The 17775-nt window shown below is 61.8% G+C and carries 13 protein-coding genes and 2 pseudogenes; 8 read left to right on the top strand and 7 right to left on the bottom strand.

Annotated elements, in window-relative coordinates:
- Positions 1 to 415 precede the first annotated feature (415 nt).
- From BHD06_RS14605 to BHD06_RS23790, 4 genes are all read left to right on the top strand, one after another.
- Entirely contained in the window at positions 416 to 1339 is a 924-nt protein-coding gene (locus BHD06_RS14605) for a LysR substrate-binding domain-containing protein (protein WP_176214366.1), read from the top strand.
- A gap of 89 nt (positions 1340 to 1428) precedes the next feature.
- Positions 1429 to 2982 (top strand): trimethylamine methyltransferase family protein, encoded by a 1554-nt coding sequence (locus BHD06_RS14600; protein ID WP_080457704.1) that lies wholly within the window; start codon positions 1429 to 1431, stop codon positions 2980 to 2982.
- A gap of 23 nt (positions 2983 to 3005) precedes the next feature.
- Positions 3006 to 5414: an FAD-dependent oxidoreductase gene (locus tag BHD06_RS14595; protein ID WP_080457703.1), complete on the top strand. Its 2409-nt coding sequence runs from the start codon at positions 3006 to 3008 to the stop codon at positions 5412 to 5414.
- A 33-nt stretch (positions 5415 to 5447) separates the two neighbouring features.
- Positions 5448 to 5600, top strand: coding sequence for a hypothetical protein (locus BHD06_RS23790; protein WP_176214365.1), 153 nt, complete (start codon positions 5448 to 5450; stop codon positions 5598 to 5600).
- A 25-nt stretch (positions 5601 to 5625) separates the two neighbouring features.
- Here the strand turns inward: BHD06_RS23790 and BHD06_RS14590 are convergent, their stop codons facing one another.
- The 5 genes from BHD06_RS14590 to BHD06_RS14570 form a co-directional block, all read right to left on the bottom strand.
- Complete coding sequence (locus tag BHD06_RS14590; protein WP_080457736.1) at positions 5626 to 6339, bottom strand: FadR/GntR family transcriptional regulator; 714 nt, start codon at positions 6337 to 6339, stop codon at positions 5626 to 5628.
- 40 nt (positions 6340 to 6379) lie between these two features.
- A complete protein-coding gene (locus BHD06_RS14585) occupies positions 6380 to 7330 on the bottom strand; it encodes an ABC transporter ATP-binding protein (RefSeq protein ID WP_080457702.1) in 951 nt (316 codons plus the stop codon).
- On the bottom strand, positions 7327 to 9213 hold the full coding sequence (locus tag BHD06_RS14580) for a dipeptide/oligopeptide/nickel ABC transporter permease/ATP-binding protein (protein ID WP_080457735.1): 1887 nt from the start codon (positions 9211 to 9213) through the stop codon (positions 7327 to 7329). The genes BHD06_RS14585 and BHD06_RS14580 overlap by 4 nt, the downstream gene beginning before the upstream one ends.
- Positions 9213 to 10160, bottom strand: a complete 948-nt coding sequence (locus BHD06_RS14575; RefSeq protein WP_080457734.1) for an ABC transporter permease — start codon at positions 10158 to 10160, stop codon at positions 9213 to 9215. The genes BHD06_RS14580 and BHD06_RS14575 overlap by 1 nt, the downstream gene beginning before the upstream one ends.
- A gap of 103 nt (positions 10161 to 10263) precedes the next feature.
- Positions 10264 to 11841: an ABC transporter substrate-binding protein gene (locus tag BHD06_RS14570; protein WP_080457701.1), complete on the bottom strand. Its 1578-nt coding sequence runs from the start codon at positions 11839 to 11841 to the stop codon at positions 10264 to 10266.
- 113 nt (positions 11842 to 11954) lie between these two features.
- Here BHD06_RS14570 and BHD06_RS14565 point away from each other — a divergent pair, with 113 nt between their 5' ends.
- Positions 11955 to 12617, top strand: a complete 663-nt coding sequence (locus BHD06_RS14565; protein ID WP_080457700.1) for a DUF1028 domain-containing protein — start codon at positions 11955 to 11957, stop codon at positions 12615 to 12617.
- Between the two features lie 300 nt (positions 12618 to 12917).
- Positions 12918 to 13058 (top strand): annotated as a pseudogene (locus BHD06_RS24775) (ergothioneine biosynthesis protein EgtB); the annotation flags it as partial.
- A 52-nt stretch (positions 13059 to 13110) separates the two neighbouring features.
- On the opposite strand, the pseudogene BHD06_RS14555 reads toward BHD06_RS24775, so the two are convergent.
- Positions 13111 to 13338 (bottom strand): annotated as a pseudogene (locus BHD06_RS14555) (hypothetical protein); the annotation flags it as partial.
- Positions 13339 to 13380: 42 nt separating this feature from the next.
- Positions 13381 to 15108 carry a cation:proton antiporter gene (locus BHD06_RS14550; RefSeq protein WP_254892431.1) on the bottom strand — a complete coding sequence of 576 codons (1728 nt, stop codon included), beginning with the start codon at positions 15106 to 15108 and terminating at the stop codon, positions 13381 to 13383.
- Positions 15109 to 15316: 208 nt separating this feature from the next.
- Here BHD06_RS14550 and BHD06_RS14545 point away from each other — a divergent pair, with 208 nt between their 5' ends.
- Both BHD06_RS14545 and phnD read left to right on the top strand, forming a co-directional pair.
- A complete protein-coding gene (locus BHD06_RS14545; RefSeq protein ID WP_080457698.1) occupies positions 15317 to 16180 on the top strand; it encodes a universal stress protein in 864 nt (287 codons plus the stop codon).
- A gap of 561 nt (positions 16181 to 16741) precedes the next feature.
- Complete coding sequence (phnD, locus tag BHD06_RS14540) at positions 16742 to 17725, top strand: phosphate/phosphite/phosphonate ABC transporter substrate-binding protein (RefSeq protein ID WP_080457731.1); 984 nt, start codon at positions 16742 to 16744, stop codon at positions 17723 to 17725.
- Positions 17726 to 17775 lie beyond the last annotated feature (50 nt).

Genomic DNA, 17775 nt, shown 5'->3' with positions numbered 1-17775 from the left:
TGTTCCCTTGTATCCGCGTGTTGGATCCCGGTCAAAAGGGGCTAAAAGAAAGACAGTCTCGGCGTCGCAGAGCATCAGCGGATCGAAAATCATGCCTTTCGTCGTTCACGGCCCAATCCAGACATTCACCCCACCTTCAAGATGCTGCGATGCGGCCCGTCGAAGCTCCCATTCGCTGCGGGTGCATGGCAACAGTAAGAGCCAAGGTCTGGCGTGCGGACTGAGCGGGCATTGGCTGCCGTAGCTCGGGCTGCCGCTTCGGCAGCTACCGTCGAGTGCGAGTTCGAATGAGCTTACTTCAGTTCACAACCTGCAGCGTTCAAGTCTGCCAAATCTGGACGTAGCCGCCTTTTCGGTCTTAGGCTTTTTTGACAACAGGAAGATCGACTGTGCCGTTTTATTGAAGGGGTTTGGGTTGAGGAAATATTCGCTGCCAGCTTTGTCGCAGCTTCACACATTTGAGGCGGTGTCCCGACGGCTGAGTTTCACTGCCGCCGCCGACGAGTTGTGCCTGACGCAAAGCGCCGTGAGCCGACAGATCAAGTCGCTGGAAGAGGATCTGGGCCGACCGCTCTTTCTGCGCAAGCACAGGGCCATCGAACTGACACCAGAAGGACGACAACTGTTCGAAGCGGTTGCCCGCGGTCTGGATGAGATCGCCGGATGCGTTGCCGATCTGCGCACAGACGCCGGGACGCCTCAGATCACCGTGGCGGCCTCGGTGGCCTTTTCCTACTATTGGCTGATGCCCCGGCTGGAGCGCTTTTCGGAGCGCTGCCCGGGCGTTGACCTCCGGGTTCTGGCAACCGATCAGAAGATTGATCTAAGCAAGGGCGATGCCGATATCGCAGTGCTTTACGGCGACGGCAGATGGGATGGGGTCGAGGCCCGGCACTTGTTTGGCGAGCGGGTCTACCCGGTATGCAGTCCTGGCTATCGGCGCGATCACCCGGAGTTGCGTCGACCCAGTGATTTGCTGGATCAGGCGCTTTTGCATCTGGAAGGCGGCGGCACGATCTGGGGGACTGTCGACTGGCAGGTTTGGCTGGCACAGAAGGGTGTGACCGGGCAGCCGTCCCGCAGGGGCATCCGCCTGAACAGTTACCCGATGGTTTTGCAAGCGGCCGAGGCCGGGCGGGGCGTGGCCCTGGGCTGGAGCTATATTACCGATGCAATGCTCGCTGCCGGCCAGTTGGTCTGTCTGTTTGAAAACCCACTTGAAACCCGTTTCAGCTATTACGTCGGCACATCCGCAGACAAGATTTCCAATCCGGTCACTTCAGAGTTTACACAATGGATGCTTGAAGAATGCGAAGCTGAGGCTTCGGTCGTCACATGACTTCACAGCATGCGATGTATTCAGAATGATCGTTTGAACGGATCGCGGATTCGCCGCTTAGTGGGCGTCGAAACACTACGAGGCCGCTCATGCCTGCAACCGCCATTCGGAAGTCGAACCGCCGAAGCCGCAACAAGCCGGTTAATGCTTCAGGTGCCCCGCCTATCAGTCCGGGTATGATCGGCGGACGTTATCGGCCGCTGAGTCCCCCGGAGATGGAGCGCATCCATGAGCTGGTGTTGCGGCTCTTGGCCGATCTTGGCTTGAGCCAAGTCACTCCCAGCCTTAAAGCCCGGGCGGTCGCGGCTGGCTGCCAGGTAGATGAGGCCGGTCGCCTGCGCTTTCCGCGCGCGTTGGTCGAGGATGTTATCGCCCGAACGAGACGGAAGTTTACCCTTCATGGGGTCGACCCGGCGCATGATATCGAGATCGGCGGACGTCGTGTTCATGCGGGCACCGGCGGCGCGGCCCCCACGATCATGGATTTCCACAACGGCAAATACCGTGAAAGCACGGTGGCCGACCTCTATGACATCGCGCGGCTGGTGGATCGGATGGACAATATCCACTGGTATCATCGCTCCGTCGTGGCGCGGGATGCGACGACCATTCTCGATCTGGACATCAACACCACCTATGCCTGCCTCTCCGGCACCACGAAATCCATCGCCGTCAGCTATACCGACAGCGCCAGCGTCCGCGCTGTGCAACCGATGCTTGATGCGGTGGCGGGCGGTGAGCGCAAGTTCCGCGAGCGGCCCTTCTGCACCGCAGTCTGTTGCCACGTGGTGCCGCCGATGCGCTTTGCGACCGAGAGCTGCGACGCGCTCGAGGCGGCAGTCGAGGCCGGGATGCCGATCCTGCTGGTGGCCGCCGGTCAGGCCGGAGCCACGGCGCCCGCCGCACTGGCCGGGGCCGTGGCCCAAGCCTGCGCCGAGGTGCTGGCCGGGCTGATCCTTTGCAACATCATCGACCCAGAATGCCGGGCAATCTTTGCCACCTGGCCCTTCGTCAGCGATCTGCGTACCGGCGCTATGTCCGGCGGGTCGGGCGAGCAGGCGCTGCTGTCCGCTGCATGCGCGCAGATGGCCGGTTTCTATGACCTGCCCAACTCGGTCCCCGCGGGCATGACCGACAGCAAACTGCCCGACACGCAGGCGGGCGGTGAAAAAGGATACACTATCTCGCTTGCCGCCCATGCCGGCGCGTCGATGATCCATGAAAGCGCCGGCATGCATGGCAGCCTGATGGGCACCAGTTTCGAGAGCTATGTGCTGGACAATGACCTGCTGGGTGCGATCCTGCGCACGGTCAAGGGCGTCGAGGTGAACGAAGACACCGTGAGCTTTGATGTCATCCGCGACGTGGTGCTGGGCGAAGGGCACTATCTGGGTCATCCGCAGACCTTTGCACGAATGAAGACCGACTATCTTTATCCCCAGATCGCCGACCGGCGCAGTATCAGCGAGTGGGAGGACGCAGGCGCCCGTGACGCGCGTGACGTGGCCCGCGACACGGTTCAGAAGATACTTGCGGAACACTACCCGAGCCACGTTCCCGAGGATGTGGACCGCACCCTGCGCGACAATTTCAACATCATACTGCCAAGGGCCCGGATGGTTGCCGGCAACGGCATTTGGTAACTTCGACAGGAAAGGTTTTGGACATGCAATCTCATGCGAAAGTTGTGATCGTCGGCGGCGGCATGATGGGGGTGGGCCTGGCCTATCACCTGGCCGAGGAGGGTTGGACCGACGTTGTGCTGATCGAAAAGGGCGAGCTGACCAGCGGCTCGACCTGGCACGCGGCGGGGCAGTGCCCCAGCTTTATCGGCAATTACAACATGGCCAAGATCCACCACTACTCCAATACGCTCTACCCGCGGCTGGAAGAGATCACCGGCCAGCCCGGGGGCTGGCATGGCTGCGGCGGCATCAGGCTGGCCACCACCCAGGAAGAGGTGGATTGGTTCAACTATGTCGCCGGCTTCGCGCCCAATGTCGGGTTCCACATGGAGGTGATCGGCCCCAACCGTATCAAGGAACTGAATCCTTGGCTGCAGACCGATGGCGTCCTGGCCGGGGCTTGGACCACCATGGACGGCCACGTGGACCCCTCCAGCGCCTGCAACGCGATGGCCGCCGGGGCGCGCCAGATGGGCGCTACGATCATCCGTCGCACCCGGGTCATGGATGTCAATCAACTACCCTCGGGTGAATGGGAGGTGGTGACCGAACAGGGCAACATCACCTGCGAACACGTGGTCAATGCCGGCGGTTGTTATGCGCGCGAGGTCGGGCTCTGGGTCGGGCTGGACACGCCGATCACCAATATGGAACACCATTACCTCGTCACTGAGGCGCTGGACGAGTTCAAGACCTGGGACGGTGAATTGCCGGTGATGCGCGACCCGGCCACTGCGGGGTATTATCGGCAGGAACAAAAATCCGGCCTCGTCGGCATCTACGAACATTACGGTGCAAAGGAAGCCTGGGATGACCGTGGCGGCTTTCCCGAGTGGGACAGCGAGAACGAGCTGTTCGCCGGCGATATCGACCGCATCGCGCCCTGGCTGGAACAGGCGTTCGAGCGGATGCCGATATTCGCCGAGGCCGGCATCAAGCGCATCATCAACGGCGCCATTCCTCATACGCCCGATGGCAATCCGCTGGCCGGGCCGGCGCCGGGGTTGCGCAATTTCTGGCAATGCTGCGGGGCGTCCATCGGCATCGCCCAAGGCGCCGGTGTCGGCAAGTATCTGGCGCAATGGATGGTCCATGGCGATAGCGAGATCAACATGGCCTGTTGCGATCCGCGGCGTTTCGGCGGCTTCGCCGATCAAAACTACACCCGTGCCAAGTCTTTCGAGGATTATCACGAGATGTTCGTGACCCCCTTGCCAGGGCGTGAATCCGCCGCCGGGCGCGAGGTGCGCACTACCCCGCTCCATGAGCCATTGAAAGCAAAGGGCGCAGCCTATACCCAGGTCTTCGGCTGGGAACGACCCAAGTATTTCGCCCCCGAAGGTTTCGTCGAAGACCTGCAATTCCGCCGCAACAACACCTTCGACATCGTGGCCGAAGAATGCCGCGCGGTGCGCGAGAGGGTGGGCATCTGCGACCTGTCGAGCTTTGCCAAATTCGATGTCACCGGCCCGGGCGCCGGGGCGCTCCTGGACCGGCTGACCGCTAACCGACTGCCCCAGAAAGAGGGCGGCATTTGCCTGACCAATGTTCTGTCCGAAAATGGCAGGATCATCGGTGAATGGACCATCACAAGGTTGGCCGACGACCGGTTCTACGTGTTGACCGGGGCAGGGGCAGAGCTTCAGGCGCTGGATCACCTCAGCGAGGCAGGCGATGATGTAACGGTGACCAACGTCACCTACGATTACGGCATGCTTGTTGTGGCCGGCCCCAAGGCGCGCGACGTCCTGCAACCCCTTACCGATGCCGATCTTAGCACCCCGTCCTTTCGCTGGCTGTCCGGGCAGGAGATCACCATTGCCGGAGTTCCGCTGCGGGCGTTGCGCGTGAATTACGTCGGCGAGTTGGGATGGGAGTTGCATGCGCCGATGGCGGAACTGGCCAAGCTCTATGATGCGATCTGGGCCGAAGGCACCGCCCACGGCATCGCAGATTTCGGCGTGCATGCGGTGAACAGCCTGCGGATGGAAAAGGCCTATCACGGCATGAATGCGGAACTGACCAACGAGATCACGCTGATCGAGGCCGATCGCGCACGCTTCTATGCCCCCGACAAGGGCGACTTCCGGGGCCGTGCCGGGACCGAGAATGTGCGCCAGCAAGGCATCGCTACTGAACTTGTCTATGGCGAGGTCGCCGCCACTGATTGTGACATCCATGGGGGCGAGGCGGTCATGCAGGGCGACAAGGTCGTTGGCGTCTGCACTTCGGGCGGCTACGGCCATGCGACAGGAAAGAGCCTCGGGTTTGCCTATGTTGACCCGGAAGTGACCGACGGGCTGGAGGTTGTCATCCTGGGGGAACGCCGGGCGTTGAAGCTGCTTGATTCTCCGGTCTGGGATCCCTCCAACGCGCGGCAAAAGGCTTAGCAGATTGCCAGGCTTGTAAAGATGAGTTGCCGTATGGCAGGCATGATCACGGATAGTTTTCAGGCCAAGGCCACAACGGCCTTCTTGTGGCTGGTGCGCTTTTTCTTTGCCATTTTGCATCGTCTCGTTCGTTATGCGACGCACCATAACAATTGGTCCGAATTTCCGCGACCACGTCTTTTCTGAATGGTTGCAAGAAGTGATGTAGGCGTCACTCCGAGATGAAGCGGTTGACCATCTCGGCCTCTTGCATCTCCATCAGGCGCCACGCGGTGCGCATGTGATCGGACATGATGCTGCGCGCGCCCTCTGCATCGCCGTCGCGCAGGGCCTCGACCAGACGCATCTGGTAGTCGCGCCCGCGCTGCCAAAGCTCGGTGTTTGGCGGATCAAACAGGCGGCGATAGACGGTCAGGTCCGACAACATGCAAGCCATGAAATCAATTAGGAATTCAAGCAACGGATTGCTCGATTGCGCGGCCAGCATGGCGTGAAACCGAAGCGACACGATATGGCGCTCGCGCTCCTGTTCGGCGTCGGCGGCAGGCGTGTCGAATTCTGCGATGTTGGCGCGCAGCGCGTCGAGCGCATCATCAGACAGGACCCCGGCCAGCGATGCGGCCAATTCAGGCTCCAGCACGCTCCGCAGCTGATAGATGTCCGCGATCGTCAGATCCTTGAAGTAGAAATAGTTGCCCAAAAGTGCCCGCGCGCGTTCCTTGCTGACCTCGTGGACGAAACTGCCGCCGCCCGGGCCGGTGCGCGTCTTGATCAGGCCCTGCGCCTCGAGAATGCGCATTGCCTCGCGGATCGTGCCCTTGGCCATGCCGAAGCGCGTCATCAGTTCGGCCTCGGAAGGCAGCCTGTCACCGCGTTTCAGCCCATGCTCGACCACCCAATCCTTGATCTTGTCGGCCACCTGCACCGGACGACTGGGGCCGCGACTGAGGCCGCGCGCGGAGGTGTCAGAGCGGGTGATGACAGGCGGCAAACTGATCGTCTCCCATACGTTCTAGCGCCGGGTCGGTCCGGCGGCACAGGTCTGTTGCGAACGGGCAGCGCCCGGCAAAGGCGCAGCCCGGCGGCGGGTTCAGCGGATCGGGCAGCTCGTTGCCCTTCTGCTCGGGCGCGGTCAGCGGACGGCCCACGACCGGCGCACTGTCGGCCAGTAGTTTTGTATAGGGATGGCGCGGATTTGCAAAGATGCTGTCTGCGCGTCCCACTTCGACCACCGCCCCGAAGTAGAGAACGAGGATGCGGTCGCTGACGGCCTCGACCACAGCCAGATCGTGCGTGATAAAGAGATAGGTCAGCCCGAATTCGGCCTTGAGATCCTTCATCAGGTTCAGCACCTGTGCCTGCACCGACACGTCGAGCGCCGACACCGGCTCGTCCAGGATGATGATTCTGGGGTTCGCGGCCAGCGCGCGGGCGATGCCGATCCGCTGCGCCTGCCCGCCTGAAAATTCGTGCGGATAGCGGCCCAGAAACTCCTCGCGCAAATTGACGGACGCGAAAATCTCGGCGATGCGGGTTCCGCGTTCGGCCTTCGGCATCTTGTGGAGTCTCTTCAGCGGTGCCTCGATGATCTGGCGGATGGTCTTGCGCGGGTTCAGGCTGCTGCTGGGGTCCTGGAACACATACTGGATCAGCTTGCCGAATTCCGCCGGGTCGGCATTGTCCAGCGCGCGGCCGTCGATTTCGATATGGCCCTGGCTCGGCTCCAGCAGGCCGACCAGCATCCGCGCCAGCGTGGACTTGCCGCAGCCCGACTCGCCCACGACACCCAGCGTCTCGCCTTTCGCCACTTCGAAGCTCATCGCGCGCACGGCGCGCACGCCGGGGGGTGCCGCGCCGAACAGCGGCTTTTTCAGCGCAAAGGTTTTGGCCAGGTTCTCCACCTTGAGCGCGGTCATGCTGTGGTCTCCTCACCCTTTTGCAGATCCGCCTCGGGATAAAGGCAGCGCACGGCGCGCGCACCGGGGCCAGCCAGCGCGATCTCGCCGTGCTTGCAGTCCGCGCGCACCTTGTCGCAGCGCGGGGCGAAGGCGCAGCCCGGCGGCAGGTCGTTGACCACGGGCGGCAGGCCAGTGATCGCCGCCAGTTCGCGGCGGCCTCCGCCCAGCTCAGGCACGCAGGCGATCAGACGCTTGGTATAAGGATGCGCCGGACGCTCCAGCACCGCAGTTGTCGGCCCCTCCTCGACGATGCGCCCCGCATACATCACGGCGATCCGGTCGCACAGCTGCGCGACCACGCCGAAATCATGCGTAATGAACAGGATCGCCAGCCCCCGGTCACGCCGCAGGTCGTTGAGCAGCGACAAGATCTGCGCCTGCACGGTTACGTCCAGCGCCGTCGTCGGCTCGTCCGCGATGATGACGTCAGGATCGTTGGCCAGCGCCATGGCGATGCCGACCCGCTGGCGCATGCCGCCCGACATCTCGTGCGGGTAGTTGTCGATCCGGCTTTTCGCGTTGGGGATGCGCACATCTTCGAACAGCTGAACGGCGCGCTCGCGGGCCTCCTTGTGGCCGACCTTATGATGCGAGCGGATCGCCTCGGCCAGCTGGTCGCCCACGCGGTAGAGCGGATGCAGCGTAGACAGCGGATCCTGAAAGATATAGGCGACGCGGTCGCCGCGCATCCGGCGCAACGCCTCGTAGCGGGCGCCGATCAGGTCGGTGCCCTGAAACCGCACGGCGCCGCCGGTGATGACGCCGGGCGGCGATGACACCAGCCCCATGACCGACAGCGCCGTCACGGATTTGCCCGATCCGCTTTCGCCGATGAGGCCCAGGCATTCGCCGGGGCGCACCGCCAGGCTGACGCCGCCCACGGCGCGGTAGATGCGGTCGCCGACGTGGAACTGGGTTTGCAGATCCTGGATCGCCAGCAGATCGTCTGTCGCTGCGGGCACCTCGTCCTCGCGCTCGACCAGCGTGATGGCGCGCGGACGGCTGAGCGCGCCCGAGCGCAGACGCGGGTCCAGCGCATCGCGCAGCCCGTCGCCCAGAAGGTTCACGGACATGACGATGAGAAAGATCATCAACCCCGGAATGACCGACACATGCGGATAGGTGATCAGCGCCGAGCGCGCCTCGCCCAGCATGGAGCCGAGATCGGCCTGCGGCGGCTGGCTGCCAAGACCGAGAAACGACAGGCCGGCCGTCTCGAGGATCATCCAGCCGACGGTGGTGGACATGGCGATAATGATGACCGGCAGGACATTTGGCAAAAGCTCGGTCAGGATGATGCGGGTATGGCTCATCCCCGACAGCCGTGCCGCGTCGATGAATTCACGCCCTGCAAGACCGACGGTGACGCCCCGGATGTTGCGCGCAAAGAAGGGGATGTTGACCGCCGCGACCGCGATCAGCGCATTGAGCAGGCCGGGACCAAGCGCAGCAACGATCGCCAGTGCAAGCAGGATGTAGGGAAAGGCCATCAGCATGTCGACGCCGCGCATGATGATGTTGTCCGTGCGCCCGCCTACATAGCCCGCCACGATCCCGATGGCCGATCCGATGATCCCCGCGATCAGCGCGGCGGCAACGCCGACACCAAGGCTGAGCAGCGTGCCGTGCAGAAGGCGGCTGAGCAAGTCGCGCCCCAGGTGGTCGGTGCCCAGCAGATGCCCTTCGGCGAAGGGGGACAGGAACCGGTCGGGTGTCGCGGTGGCGTTCGGGTCTTGCAGGGGTAACACCGGTGTCAGCAGTACCGCGACCAGGATCGCCCCCAACACGACAGCACCGAGCGCGGCCAGCTGGTTGCGAAAGAGGAGCGTGAGGAAATGCATCATGTCTTGATCCTCGGGTCCAGCAGGCTTTGCGCCACGTCGACGAGGATGTTGAACAGAACGTAGCAGGCGGCGATGAACACCACGCCGCCCTGCACGAGCAGCAAATCGCGGCTGAGGATCGCATCGACCAGCATCCGCCCGGCGCCGGGCCATTGAAACACGATCTCGATATAGACAGATCCCGACAGCACGAACCCGGCCTGGATGCCCAGCACCGGGATTATGCTGACCATTGCGGCGCGCAGAGCATGGCCCATGATGACACGGCGCTCCGGCAATCCTTTGGCGCGGGCGGTGCGGATGTAGTCCAGCCGCAGCACCTCCAGCATGGCCGAGCGGGCAAGGCGCGCGATGACCCCCGTCGCCACCGCCGACAGCGCCAGCGCCGGCATGACCAGATGCTTGGCCAGATCCCACAGATCGCCGCCGCCATAGATCGCATACATGCCCGACACGGGCAGCCATTTGAGGTTAACCGCGAAAAGCAGGATCATCATCATGCCGAGGAAGAATGACGGCACCGAAATGCCGATCAGCACGGTGAAGGTGATCGCCTTGTCGGCCCATCCATATTGCCGCGCCGCCGACACGACCCCGGCGAGAATCCCGAGGATCGAGCAAAGGACAAATGACGTGCCGGCCAGAACCAGCGTCGCGGTGAACCGTTCCAGCACCTCGTCGATGACAGGGCGGTTAAGCGAGTAGGATCGTCCGAAATCGCCCTGCACCATGTTGAAAAGCCAGATGAAATACCGCTGCACCATGGGCTTGTCGAGGCCGAGATCGCGGTTGATCTTGGCGACGTTCTCGGGCGTGGCGTAGGAGCCGAGGATCGCCGTCGCCGGATCGCCGGGGATCAGCGACATGATGAGGAACACGATGATAGTGATGCCCAGAAGCACGGGGATGGCCGAGATCAGACGCTTGATGATGTAGCCGCCCATCATGTCCTCCTGTCAGTGCCGCAGAGGGCCGAAAATTCGCGAATTTTCGGGGCCGCAGGTTCGGGGTCGCCAGGGCCGCACGGGGCGGCCCTGCGCAGGCCAATCAGTTCTTGACCACGTCCTTCAGGTGCAGAAAGAACGACGGCTGAAGATCGAAATTCTCGACCCGGTCGTTCGTCACCGCGTTCTGCTTCCAGTTGGCGACAAAGACCCACGGCGCCTCGTCATGCACGATCTGCTGCATCTCGCGGTAGAGCTTGGCGCGCTCGTCCTGGTCGGTCGCGGTGCGCGCGGCCTTCAGCAGTTCATCGACCTTCGGGTTGGAATAATAGCCCGAGTTGAAGCCGCCCTTGTCCGGCCACGCATCGCTGCGCAGGCCAAGGTAGGGCAGCGTGTCGGGATCGTTGGTCATCCACGCCATTTCGGCCATGTCCGCCTTGCCCTCCAGCCCCGGATTGACCTCTCCCAGAAAGGTATTCCATTCGTAGGTCTCGATGGCGACGTCGAAACCGACAGCCTCCAGATCGGCCTGGATGGCGGTACCCATCGGCACCGGGTCCAGCATGCCGGAGCCGCCTTCGGTGACGTAGAACGTCAGCTCGGCGCCCTCTGCCCCGGCCTCGGCGATCAGGGCTTTGGCCTTTTCGGGGTCGTAGGGATAGGGGTCCAGATCTTCGTTATAGGCCCAAGCAAAGGCGGGCGGCGTCGGTCCGGCGGCAACGGTCGCCGTGCCTTCCAGCACGTCGTTTACGATCGCCTCCTTGTTGATCGCGTAGTTGGCGGCCTGACGCAGCGTCTTGTCGGCAAAGGGGCCTTCCTTGGCATTGAGGATGAGGAACCACACGTGCGGGCCGGCCTGTTCGTGCAGGGCGTATTGATCGCCTGCGAACTGGATCAGCGATGTCGGCGGCACCTCGACCATCAGGTCGATTCCGCCGGCCAGCATTTCGGCGACGCGGGTGTTGGCATCGGTAATCGGGCGGAACACGACCGCCTCGGCCTTGGCAGTGTCGCCCCAGTAGCTATCGAACCGGTCGACGACGACACGCTCGTTCGATTTCCACTCAACAAACTTGAACGGCCCGGTGCCGACCGGATTGCGCCCGACCTCCTTGCCGTGGGTCTTGATCGCTTCGGGCGACACCATCAGACCGGTGGGATAGGCCAGGTTCGACAGGAAGGGTGCATAGGGCGCGTTCAGTGTGAACTTGACCGTCATGTCATCGACGGCCTCGGTCCCCTCGACCGCGCCGAAAAAGAAGCTCAGCGGGAAGGGGCCGGTGTCGTGATACGGGTGATCCTCTTTCAGCATGCGGTCGAAGTTGAACTTGACCGCCTCGGCGTCGAAGGGCGTGCCATCGTGAAACGTTACCCCTTCGCGCAGGTGAAAGGTGTACTCGGTGCCGTCCTCGCTGATGTCCCACTCGGTGGCCAGCGCCGGTTCGGGCTCCAGCGTGCCGGATTTGTAGCGGGTCAACCCCTCGTACATGTTCACCAGGATGCGAAAGTCGTTGACCGCTGTGACCGCAGCCGGATCCAACGATTTCGGCTCGGCGATCTGGCCGACGATCAGCACGTTCGGCGGCGTTTGCGCGGTGGCTGACAGTGGCAGGGAAAGAGCCCCAAGCGCCAGCGCCCCTGCCCCCAGCAGGCCCCTGCGAGTCCAGTCAGAAAACGTCATTTGTAATCTCCCCGTTTGCGGTCTTTTGCCGTGATCTTTTGTCTGAATTATCACGATGAATTGCATCCGTCAATTTATCATGATAAATAGGGGTATCGAATGAAAGGCAGCGCATGACCTTTTCCATCCTGGCCCATGACCCCGAAACGGGCGCCTTCGGCGGTGCCGCGGCCACCGGCAGCCTGTGCGTCGGTGGCTGGGTTTTGCGCGGTCATGCGCGCAGCGGCCTCAGCGCCAGCCAGGGCGCGGCGCCCAGCACGCTCTGGGGGGAAGACGTCCTCGACCTGATGGAGGCGGGCCAGCCCGCGCAAGCCGCCGTCGACACGGTAACGCGGCGCGACGCGGGGCGCGGATTTCGTCAGCTATCCGCGTTGGACAGCCGCGGACGTGTCGCCGCCTTCTCCGGCGCTGACAACACCCCCGCCATTGCGGAGCGGCTGTTTCCAGGGGGGGTCGCCGCCGGAAACATGCTGGCCTCGGGGGATGTCGTGGACCGGCTGGTCGAAGGTTACCTCTCCGGCACCGGGTCACTGGCCGAACGTCTACTGGCTGCGCTGCGCACCGCCAATGCCGCGGGCGGCGATTCCCGCGGGCTGATGTCGGCGGCACTGCTGGTGGTGTCGGCGGATCACGCGCCGCTGAGCCTGCGCATTGACCTTGGTGATGCGCCGCTGGACGACCTTGCGCGCCTGCTGCACCGCGCGTCGTCCGGCGATTATGCCGACTGGGCGCGCCAGGTGCCGACGCAGACGGCACCGGAGCGGATCCTAGACTGATTGAGGCCGCGTAAGTGCCGACCGTCTGGCGGCGCTGGACCTGCTGCGCGGCTGGATGGACGCGGCGGGGATGAACAATCTTGTTGCAGGAGTGGCTGCTGGACTGATCGCCACAGTCGTTCTGTGAATCGTGATGATCATCAAGGGGATTATAGGCGTGATGCCGGATCTCAGCATGATCGCGACGCTTGCCGTCGCCATGGGCACGGGGCCGCCTTGGGGCGGGGATGCCATCGGGCATTCCACTTTTACCTCTCGCGATGCTCATGCTGCACGTGATCTTCGGCGCGGGGCTGGGGGTATCCCAGCTTTCGCCCGCCCGCTGGCGCGATCGGTGAATATAACGGCAAGTTCATGATCAACCAGATGGTGCTGCGCGGCGGCTCCTGCGCGACGCCTCTGTGCCAGATGCGCCCCAGCTATCGCAATTTCTTTCACCCGCCGCTCTGGAATCGGGAGCGTAGGCTCATTGCTGCGACTTTGTTCGCTGGCCAACCGGCGCGGTCGCCCTGTCTGTGGGCACGGATTCCCCTGTTAGGATTGCCTCTTCGGTCTTGAGCCCACGCGCCTCGATCAGCCGGAGATCGGCAGGCACCCTGTCGCCCGCCTCGACCGGCACGATATCGCCCGGGAGCAGATCGGCGGCGTCAACATTTACCCTTTGCCCGTTGCGCAGCACGGAGCAATGCGGCGCAAGCATGCCGCGGATCGCAGCCAACGCTATGCTCTCTCAATGATTTTCAGGAACTATCGGACCCGAAGCCTACGCGCTCTGGCTGTCTTCGGTTTCAATCCGGGGGATTTCCGTTCGTTCTTCTTCCTCAGCGCCGCAAATCAGATCAACAGCACGGTCTGCGGCATCCTGGAAAGGTTCCAGCACTAGATCTGCCCCGGAAGCAAACAATTCCTCTGTATCAATCGAGTGATGAGAGGCGACGGCGATCCGACCACGGAAACCGGAGGTGCGCACCAATTGAATAAGTGTGCTCCGCGTGTCCTCGTGGCTGAGCCCTGTCGGATGGACCGGAACCGTCGAGACGATCCAGTCTGCCTGCGGCAGAGGCAGCTCGGCCACGAACTCAGGGTCCGTCGCATCCCCGAATTCGGTTTCGAGACCAAGGTCGCGCCAGCGGCGAATGGCCAACGGATTGAAATCGACCCCCAGCACCTTGATGCCGCGTTTTTGCAGCCGCATCCCGATTGCAGTCCCAAACCGCCCCAGCCCAAAGACGATGACCGGGATACCATCGTCGCGATGCGTCCCCGCCTCAGAAGGTTCACGCGGAGTGCCACGGCGCTCAAATATACCAAGGAGCGGTTCAAAGAACGCGTAGAGGTAGTGCGAATAGGTGATCATGTATGTGGAGGCGGCAATCGTTACGAGCCCGATCATGGTGACCAGCCCCAGCGCGTCTTGTCGCACATGTCCGAGTGAGACACCCATGGCTACGAAGATCAGGGAGAACTCGCTGATCTGCGCGACGGTGAGACCTGCCATAAAGCCCGTGCGCCTGCGATACCCCATCGCCCCCATGATAACGAGCACAATCAGCGGATTACCAATCAGCACGAAGAGCGAAAAGACAAGGGCACCAACCACATTCGCCCCCAGCAGTGATAGGTCCAGCGCAGAGCCAAGCGCGATAAAGAAAAACAGCAGCAGAAAATCGCGCAAGGGGGCCAGACGGGCGGCAATGGTTTCACGATATGGGGTCGAGGCGAGCGCAACGCCCGCCAGAAGACCGCCGACCTCTTTGCCAAGGCCGACAACCTCTCCGATGGCCGCAAACATCGCGGCCATGGCGATGGCGAAGATTACCAAGAGTTCGGGTGCCCGCGACAATCGCTCAGTCAATGGGGTGGCAATATAGCGAACAAAGAGAACGACCAGAGCGACCATGGCCACGCCTGAAATCAGGATCAGCAGGACCGAACCACCCCCATGTCCGCCGTCTTCGCTCACTGCGCCGATGCCAATCGCCGAGAGCACGATCATCGCAAGTACAACCACAAGATCCTGCACGATTAAAAAACCAAGCGCGATCTGCCCATGCAGGCTGTCGATCTCACGCTTGTCCGACAAAAGCTTGACGATGATGATGGTGGAGGAAAATGTCAGCGCCACCGCGATATAGAGGCTGGAAATATGCCCTAACCCAAGCGCGAGCCCGATCAGGTAGCCGAATACGGAGGTGAACAGAACCTGCCCCAGACCGGTCAAGAGCGCGACCTGACCCAGAGAGCGAATGAGTTTCACATCGAGTTTTATGCCGACCAGAAACAGAAGCACCGCGATGCCAAGCTCCGAGAGCAGATCAATCTGCGCATCGAACTGCACAACGTCGAGCGCGGACGGCCCCGCGATCAGACCTACAGCGATGAAACTGACGATCAACGGTTGCCGTAGGAGGATGCCGAATAGACCGATGACTGCGGCCATGACAAGAAGTACGGCGACTTCCGCGAAGGGGGAGTGGATCAGCGTCTCCATCAGGCGTTGTCCGTCGCTGCGTCGACTCGATTGGCAGCATGAATTGCCATCTGATACATTTTATGTGTCATCGGGACCGCCTGTTCGCTTTGGTTTTCTCCATAATAGCGAATATTGATGATATCCAGATGATCCTGATCAAGATGAACGCCATGCCCCCATGGTTAAACGAAAAAGTCGCCAACGACGCTACAAGACGGAGCATTCCATGAAAGAGATCATGCTGGCCACTGACTTTTCCGAGCGCTCTGATCGGGCGCTAAGGCGGGCGACGTTGTTGGCGCGGCAGTTTGGTGCCGCGCTAACCATCATTCATGTGGTCGACGATGATCAGCCAAAGCGGATCGTTGACTCTGAACGCGACACCGCGACCGAATTGCTGCGCGAGTTGCGGAGCACTGTGAGAACTGTCGATGAACTTGCATGCGAAATCCGCGTCGTGCTGGCCGATCCTTTTGAAGGGATTGTCCGGACGGTTGAGGAGAAGGGTCCGGATCTCCTCGTCATCGGTGCGCATCGGCGACGAGCGCTGCGCGATGTGTTCGTCGGCACGACTGCTGAACGGACAATTCGTTCCGTTGCCTGTCCCGTTCTCATGGTCAATGCGCCGCCGGTGGGGCGCTATCACCATGTCATGCTGACAAGTGATCTGTCCGAAGGTGCCAAGGCGGCGGTGAACGTCTGTGCGGCACTGGGATTCGCACAGGAAGGAGATGCATCAATCCTGTATGTTTATGACGCTCCGGCGGTCCGCCTCGCCATGGGGCACACGCTGCCGACAGATAGCCGGGAAAGTTACCTTGAAACGCAGCGCAAGGAAGCCACACGCAACCTACTTGATTTTGTTGGGGCATCCAGATGGCGGTCGCCAAAGCGGATCTTGCGGCAAGACCTCCATGGAACCGCAGAAGAAATACTCAGGGCATCAAATGAAGAGAAGGCCGATCTCATCATGGTCGGCACCCATGGGCGAAGTAGCCTTGCCAAGTTCTTTTTAGGCAGCGTGGCAGAAGCGGTCCTGCGCAAGGCCGAATGCGACGTGCTTGCCATACCACCCGCTTGCGCAAACTGAAGGGGTTGCGGGCAACCAAAAGTCCACTGCGGGCGCCGGGCAATCTGGCTGTGGTGAGCATCCACACGATCTCGCCACCCCGGCGCCACCCAGAAAAACCAACCGCGACTCCGGGATTAAGCACCCACAAGAGGAAGTTACCGAAAACACTGGGGAAATTTGGTAGCGGAGGACCGTTTCAGTCGGAATGTGAATACTTCAGATCAAATTCAGCAGCGATCTGGGCTCGGGGCTCGACCGTTGAGCGGCAAAAGTGCCCCTCCAGCCAGCTGCATAACGCAGCCTCCTGTGCCCGCGTCCTACGGGACGGCCCCCTTCCAGCCGTCATAGGCAAGCGCTCCACAGCCACTGTGCTGGTAGCACTTATACCAGCCACGGATGGTGTCGTCGTCCAGATAACCTCCAGCCCCTGCTTAGGATGATAGGGCGCGTCCCCGCATAGCGACGATCTGCATGACAATCGCTATGTCACAGAACATGTTGCAAATCGCAGACTTTGGTGATGGTATCTTGGCGACATCGCCGCAGTATGACGGGGGATGCAATAGGGAGGAGAAAAACATGCCTATGGATACGATTTTGAGGGTCGGCCTTCTAACGGCCCTGACCCTTACGGCGAGTAGCGCATTCGCGCAGGCCGATTGTTCAAACCGCGGCGCGCTCGACGCGATGTATTGCGACGAAGATGGCGATCTCGTGGCCGATGCGCCGACGGATGCGAGCAAATTGCAGGACCCGTCCACGCTGGTCTTTGCCTATACGCCGGTCGAGGATCCGGCGATCTACGCGGACATCTGGAACCCGTTCATCGAGCATCTCTCAGAGGTGACCGGCAAAAAGGTTCAGTTCTTTGCAGTGCAGTCCAACTCGGCCGAGGTCGAAGCAATGCGTTCTGGCCGCCTGCATATCGCGGGGTTCTCCACTGGGCCGACGCCCTATGCTGTAAACCTTGCGGGCAATGTTCCCTTTGCCATCATGGGTGCTGATGACGGTCAGTTCGGCTATAAACTGCAAGTCTATACCCAGGCCGACAGCGACATCAAGGAAATGGCCGACCTTGCAGGCAAGCGCGTCGCGCATACCTCGCCGACCTCCAACTCAGGCAACCTGGCACCGCGCGCGCTGTTCCCCGATCTGGGCGTCACCCCGGATCAGGATTACGAAGTCAGCTATTCCGGCAGCCATGACCAATCGATGCTGGGCGTTGTCGCGGGCGATTATGATGCGGCCCCGGTGGCGTCGGAAGTGGTGGATCGCATGGCCGAGCGCGGTCTTTACGATCCTGAAGGCGTCCGCATCGTCTGGGAAAGCGATCCCTTCCCGACAACCTCATACGGCATGGCGCATGATCTCACGCCCGAGCTGAAGGAAAAGATCAAGGAAGCCTTCTTTAGCTTCGATTTCGCAGGCACGGCACTGGGTGAGGAATTCACCGGTGTCAGCAAGTTCATCCCGATCACCTACAAGGATCAATGGGCCGTCATCCGCCAGATCCAGAAGGCCAACGGCGTTGAATACACGCCACAGGGGCTTGCCGCCGAGTGACATCATCCCGCCGGGGTCGTCCGTTTTGGGCGGCCCCGCAAAGAAAGCGT

This window comes from Roseovarius sp. A-2, assembly GCF_002072155.1.
In the GTDB taxonomy this organism is placed as follows: Bacteria; Pseudomonadota; Alphaproteobacteria; order Rhodobacterales; family Rhodobacteraceae; genus Roseovarius.
The sequence above is the reverse complement of the archived record's forward strand: the minus strand, read 5'-3'. Positions and strand labels throughout refer to the sequence as shown.

What these genes read in the sequence shown, in the direction of transcription:
- BHD06_RS14565 (WP_080457700.1), top strand. Translation starts at nt 11,955, where the DNA reads ATGACCTTTTCCATCCTGGCCCATGACCCCGAAACGGGCGCCTTCGGC.
- BHD06_RS23790 (WP_176214365.1), top strand. Translation starts at nt 5,448, where the DNA reads ATGGCAGGCATGATCACGGATAGTTTTCAGGCCAAGGCCACAACGGCC.
- BHD06_RS14550 (WP_254892431.1), bottom strand. Translation starts at nt 15,108, where the DNA reads ATGGAGACGCTGATCCACTCCCCCTTCGCGGAAGTCGCCGTACTTCTT.
- BHD06_RS14545 (WP_080457698.1), top strand. Translation starts at nt 15,317, where the DNA reads ATGAAAGAGATCATGCTGGCCACTGACTTTTCCGAGCGCTCTGATCGG.
- BHD06_RS14580 (WP_080457735.1), bottom strand. Translation starts at nt 9,213, where the DNA reads ATGCATTTCCTCACGCTCCTCTTTCGCAACCAGCTGGCCGCGCTCGGT.
- BHD06_RS14575 (WP_080457734.1), bottom strand. Translation starts at nt 10,160, where the DNA reads ATGGGCGGCTACATCATCAAGCGTCTGATCTCGGCCATCCCCGTGCTT.
- BHD06_RS14595 (WP_080457703.1), top strand. Translation starts at nt 3,006, where the DNA reads ATGCAATCTCATGCGAAAGTTGTGATCGTCGGCGGCGGCATGATGGGG.
- BHD06_RS14570 (WP_080457701.1), bottom strand. Translation starts at nt 11,841, where the DNA reads ATGACGTTTTCTGACTGGACTCGCAGGGGCCTGCTGGGGGCAGGGGCG.
- BHD06_RS14600 (WP_080457704.1), top strand. Translation starts at nt 1,429, where the DNA reads ATGCCTGCAACCGCCATTCGGAAGTCGAACCGCCGAAGCCGCAACAAG.
- BHD06_RS14585 (WP_080457702.1), bottom strand. Translation starts at nt 7,330, where the DNA reads ATGACCGCGCTCAAGGTGGAGAACCTGGCCAAAACCTTTGCGCTGAAA.
- phnD (WP_080457731.1), top strand. Translation starts at nt 16,742, where the DNA reads ATGCCTATGGATACGATTTTGAGGGTCGGCCTTCTAACGGCCCTGACC.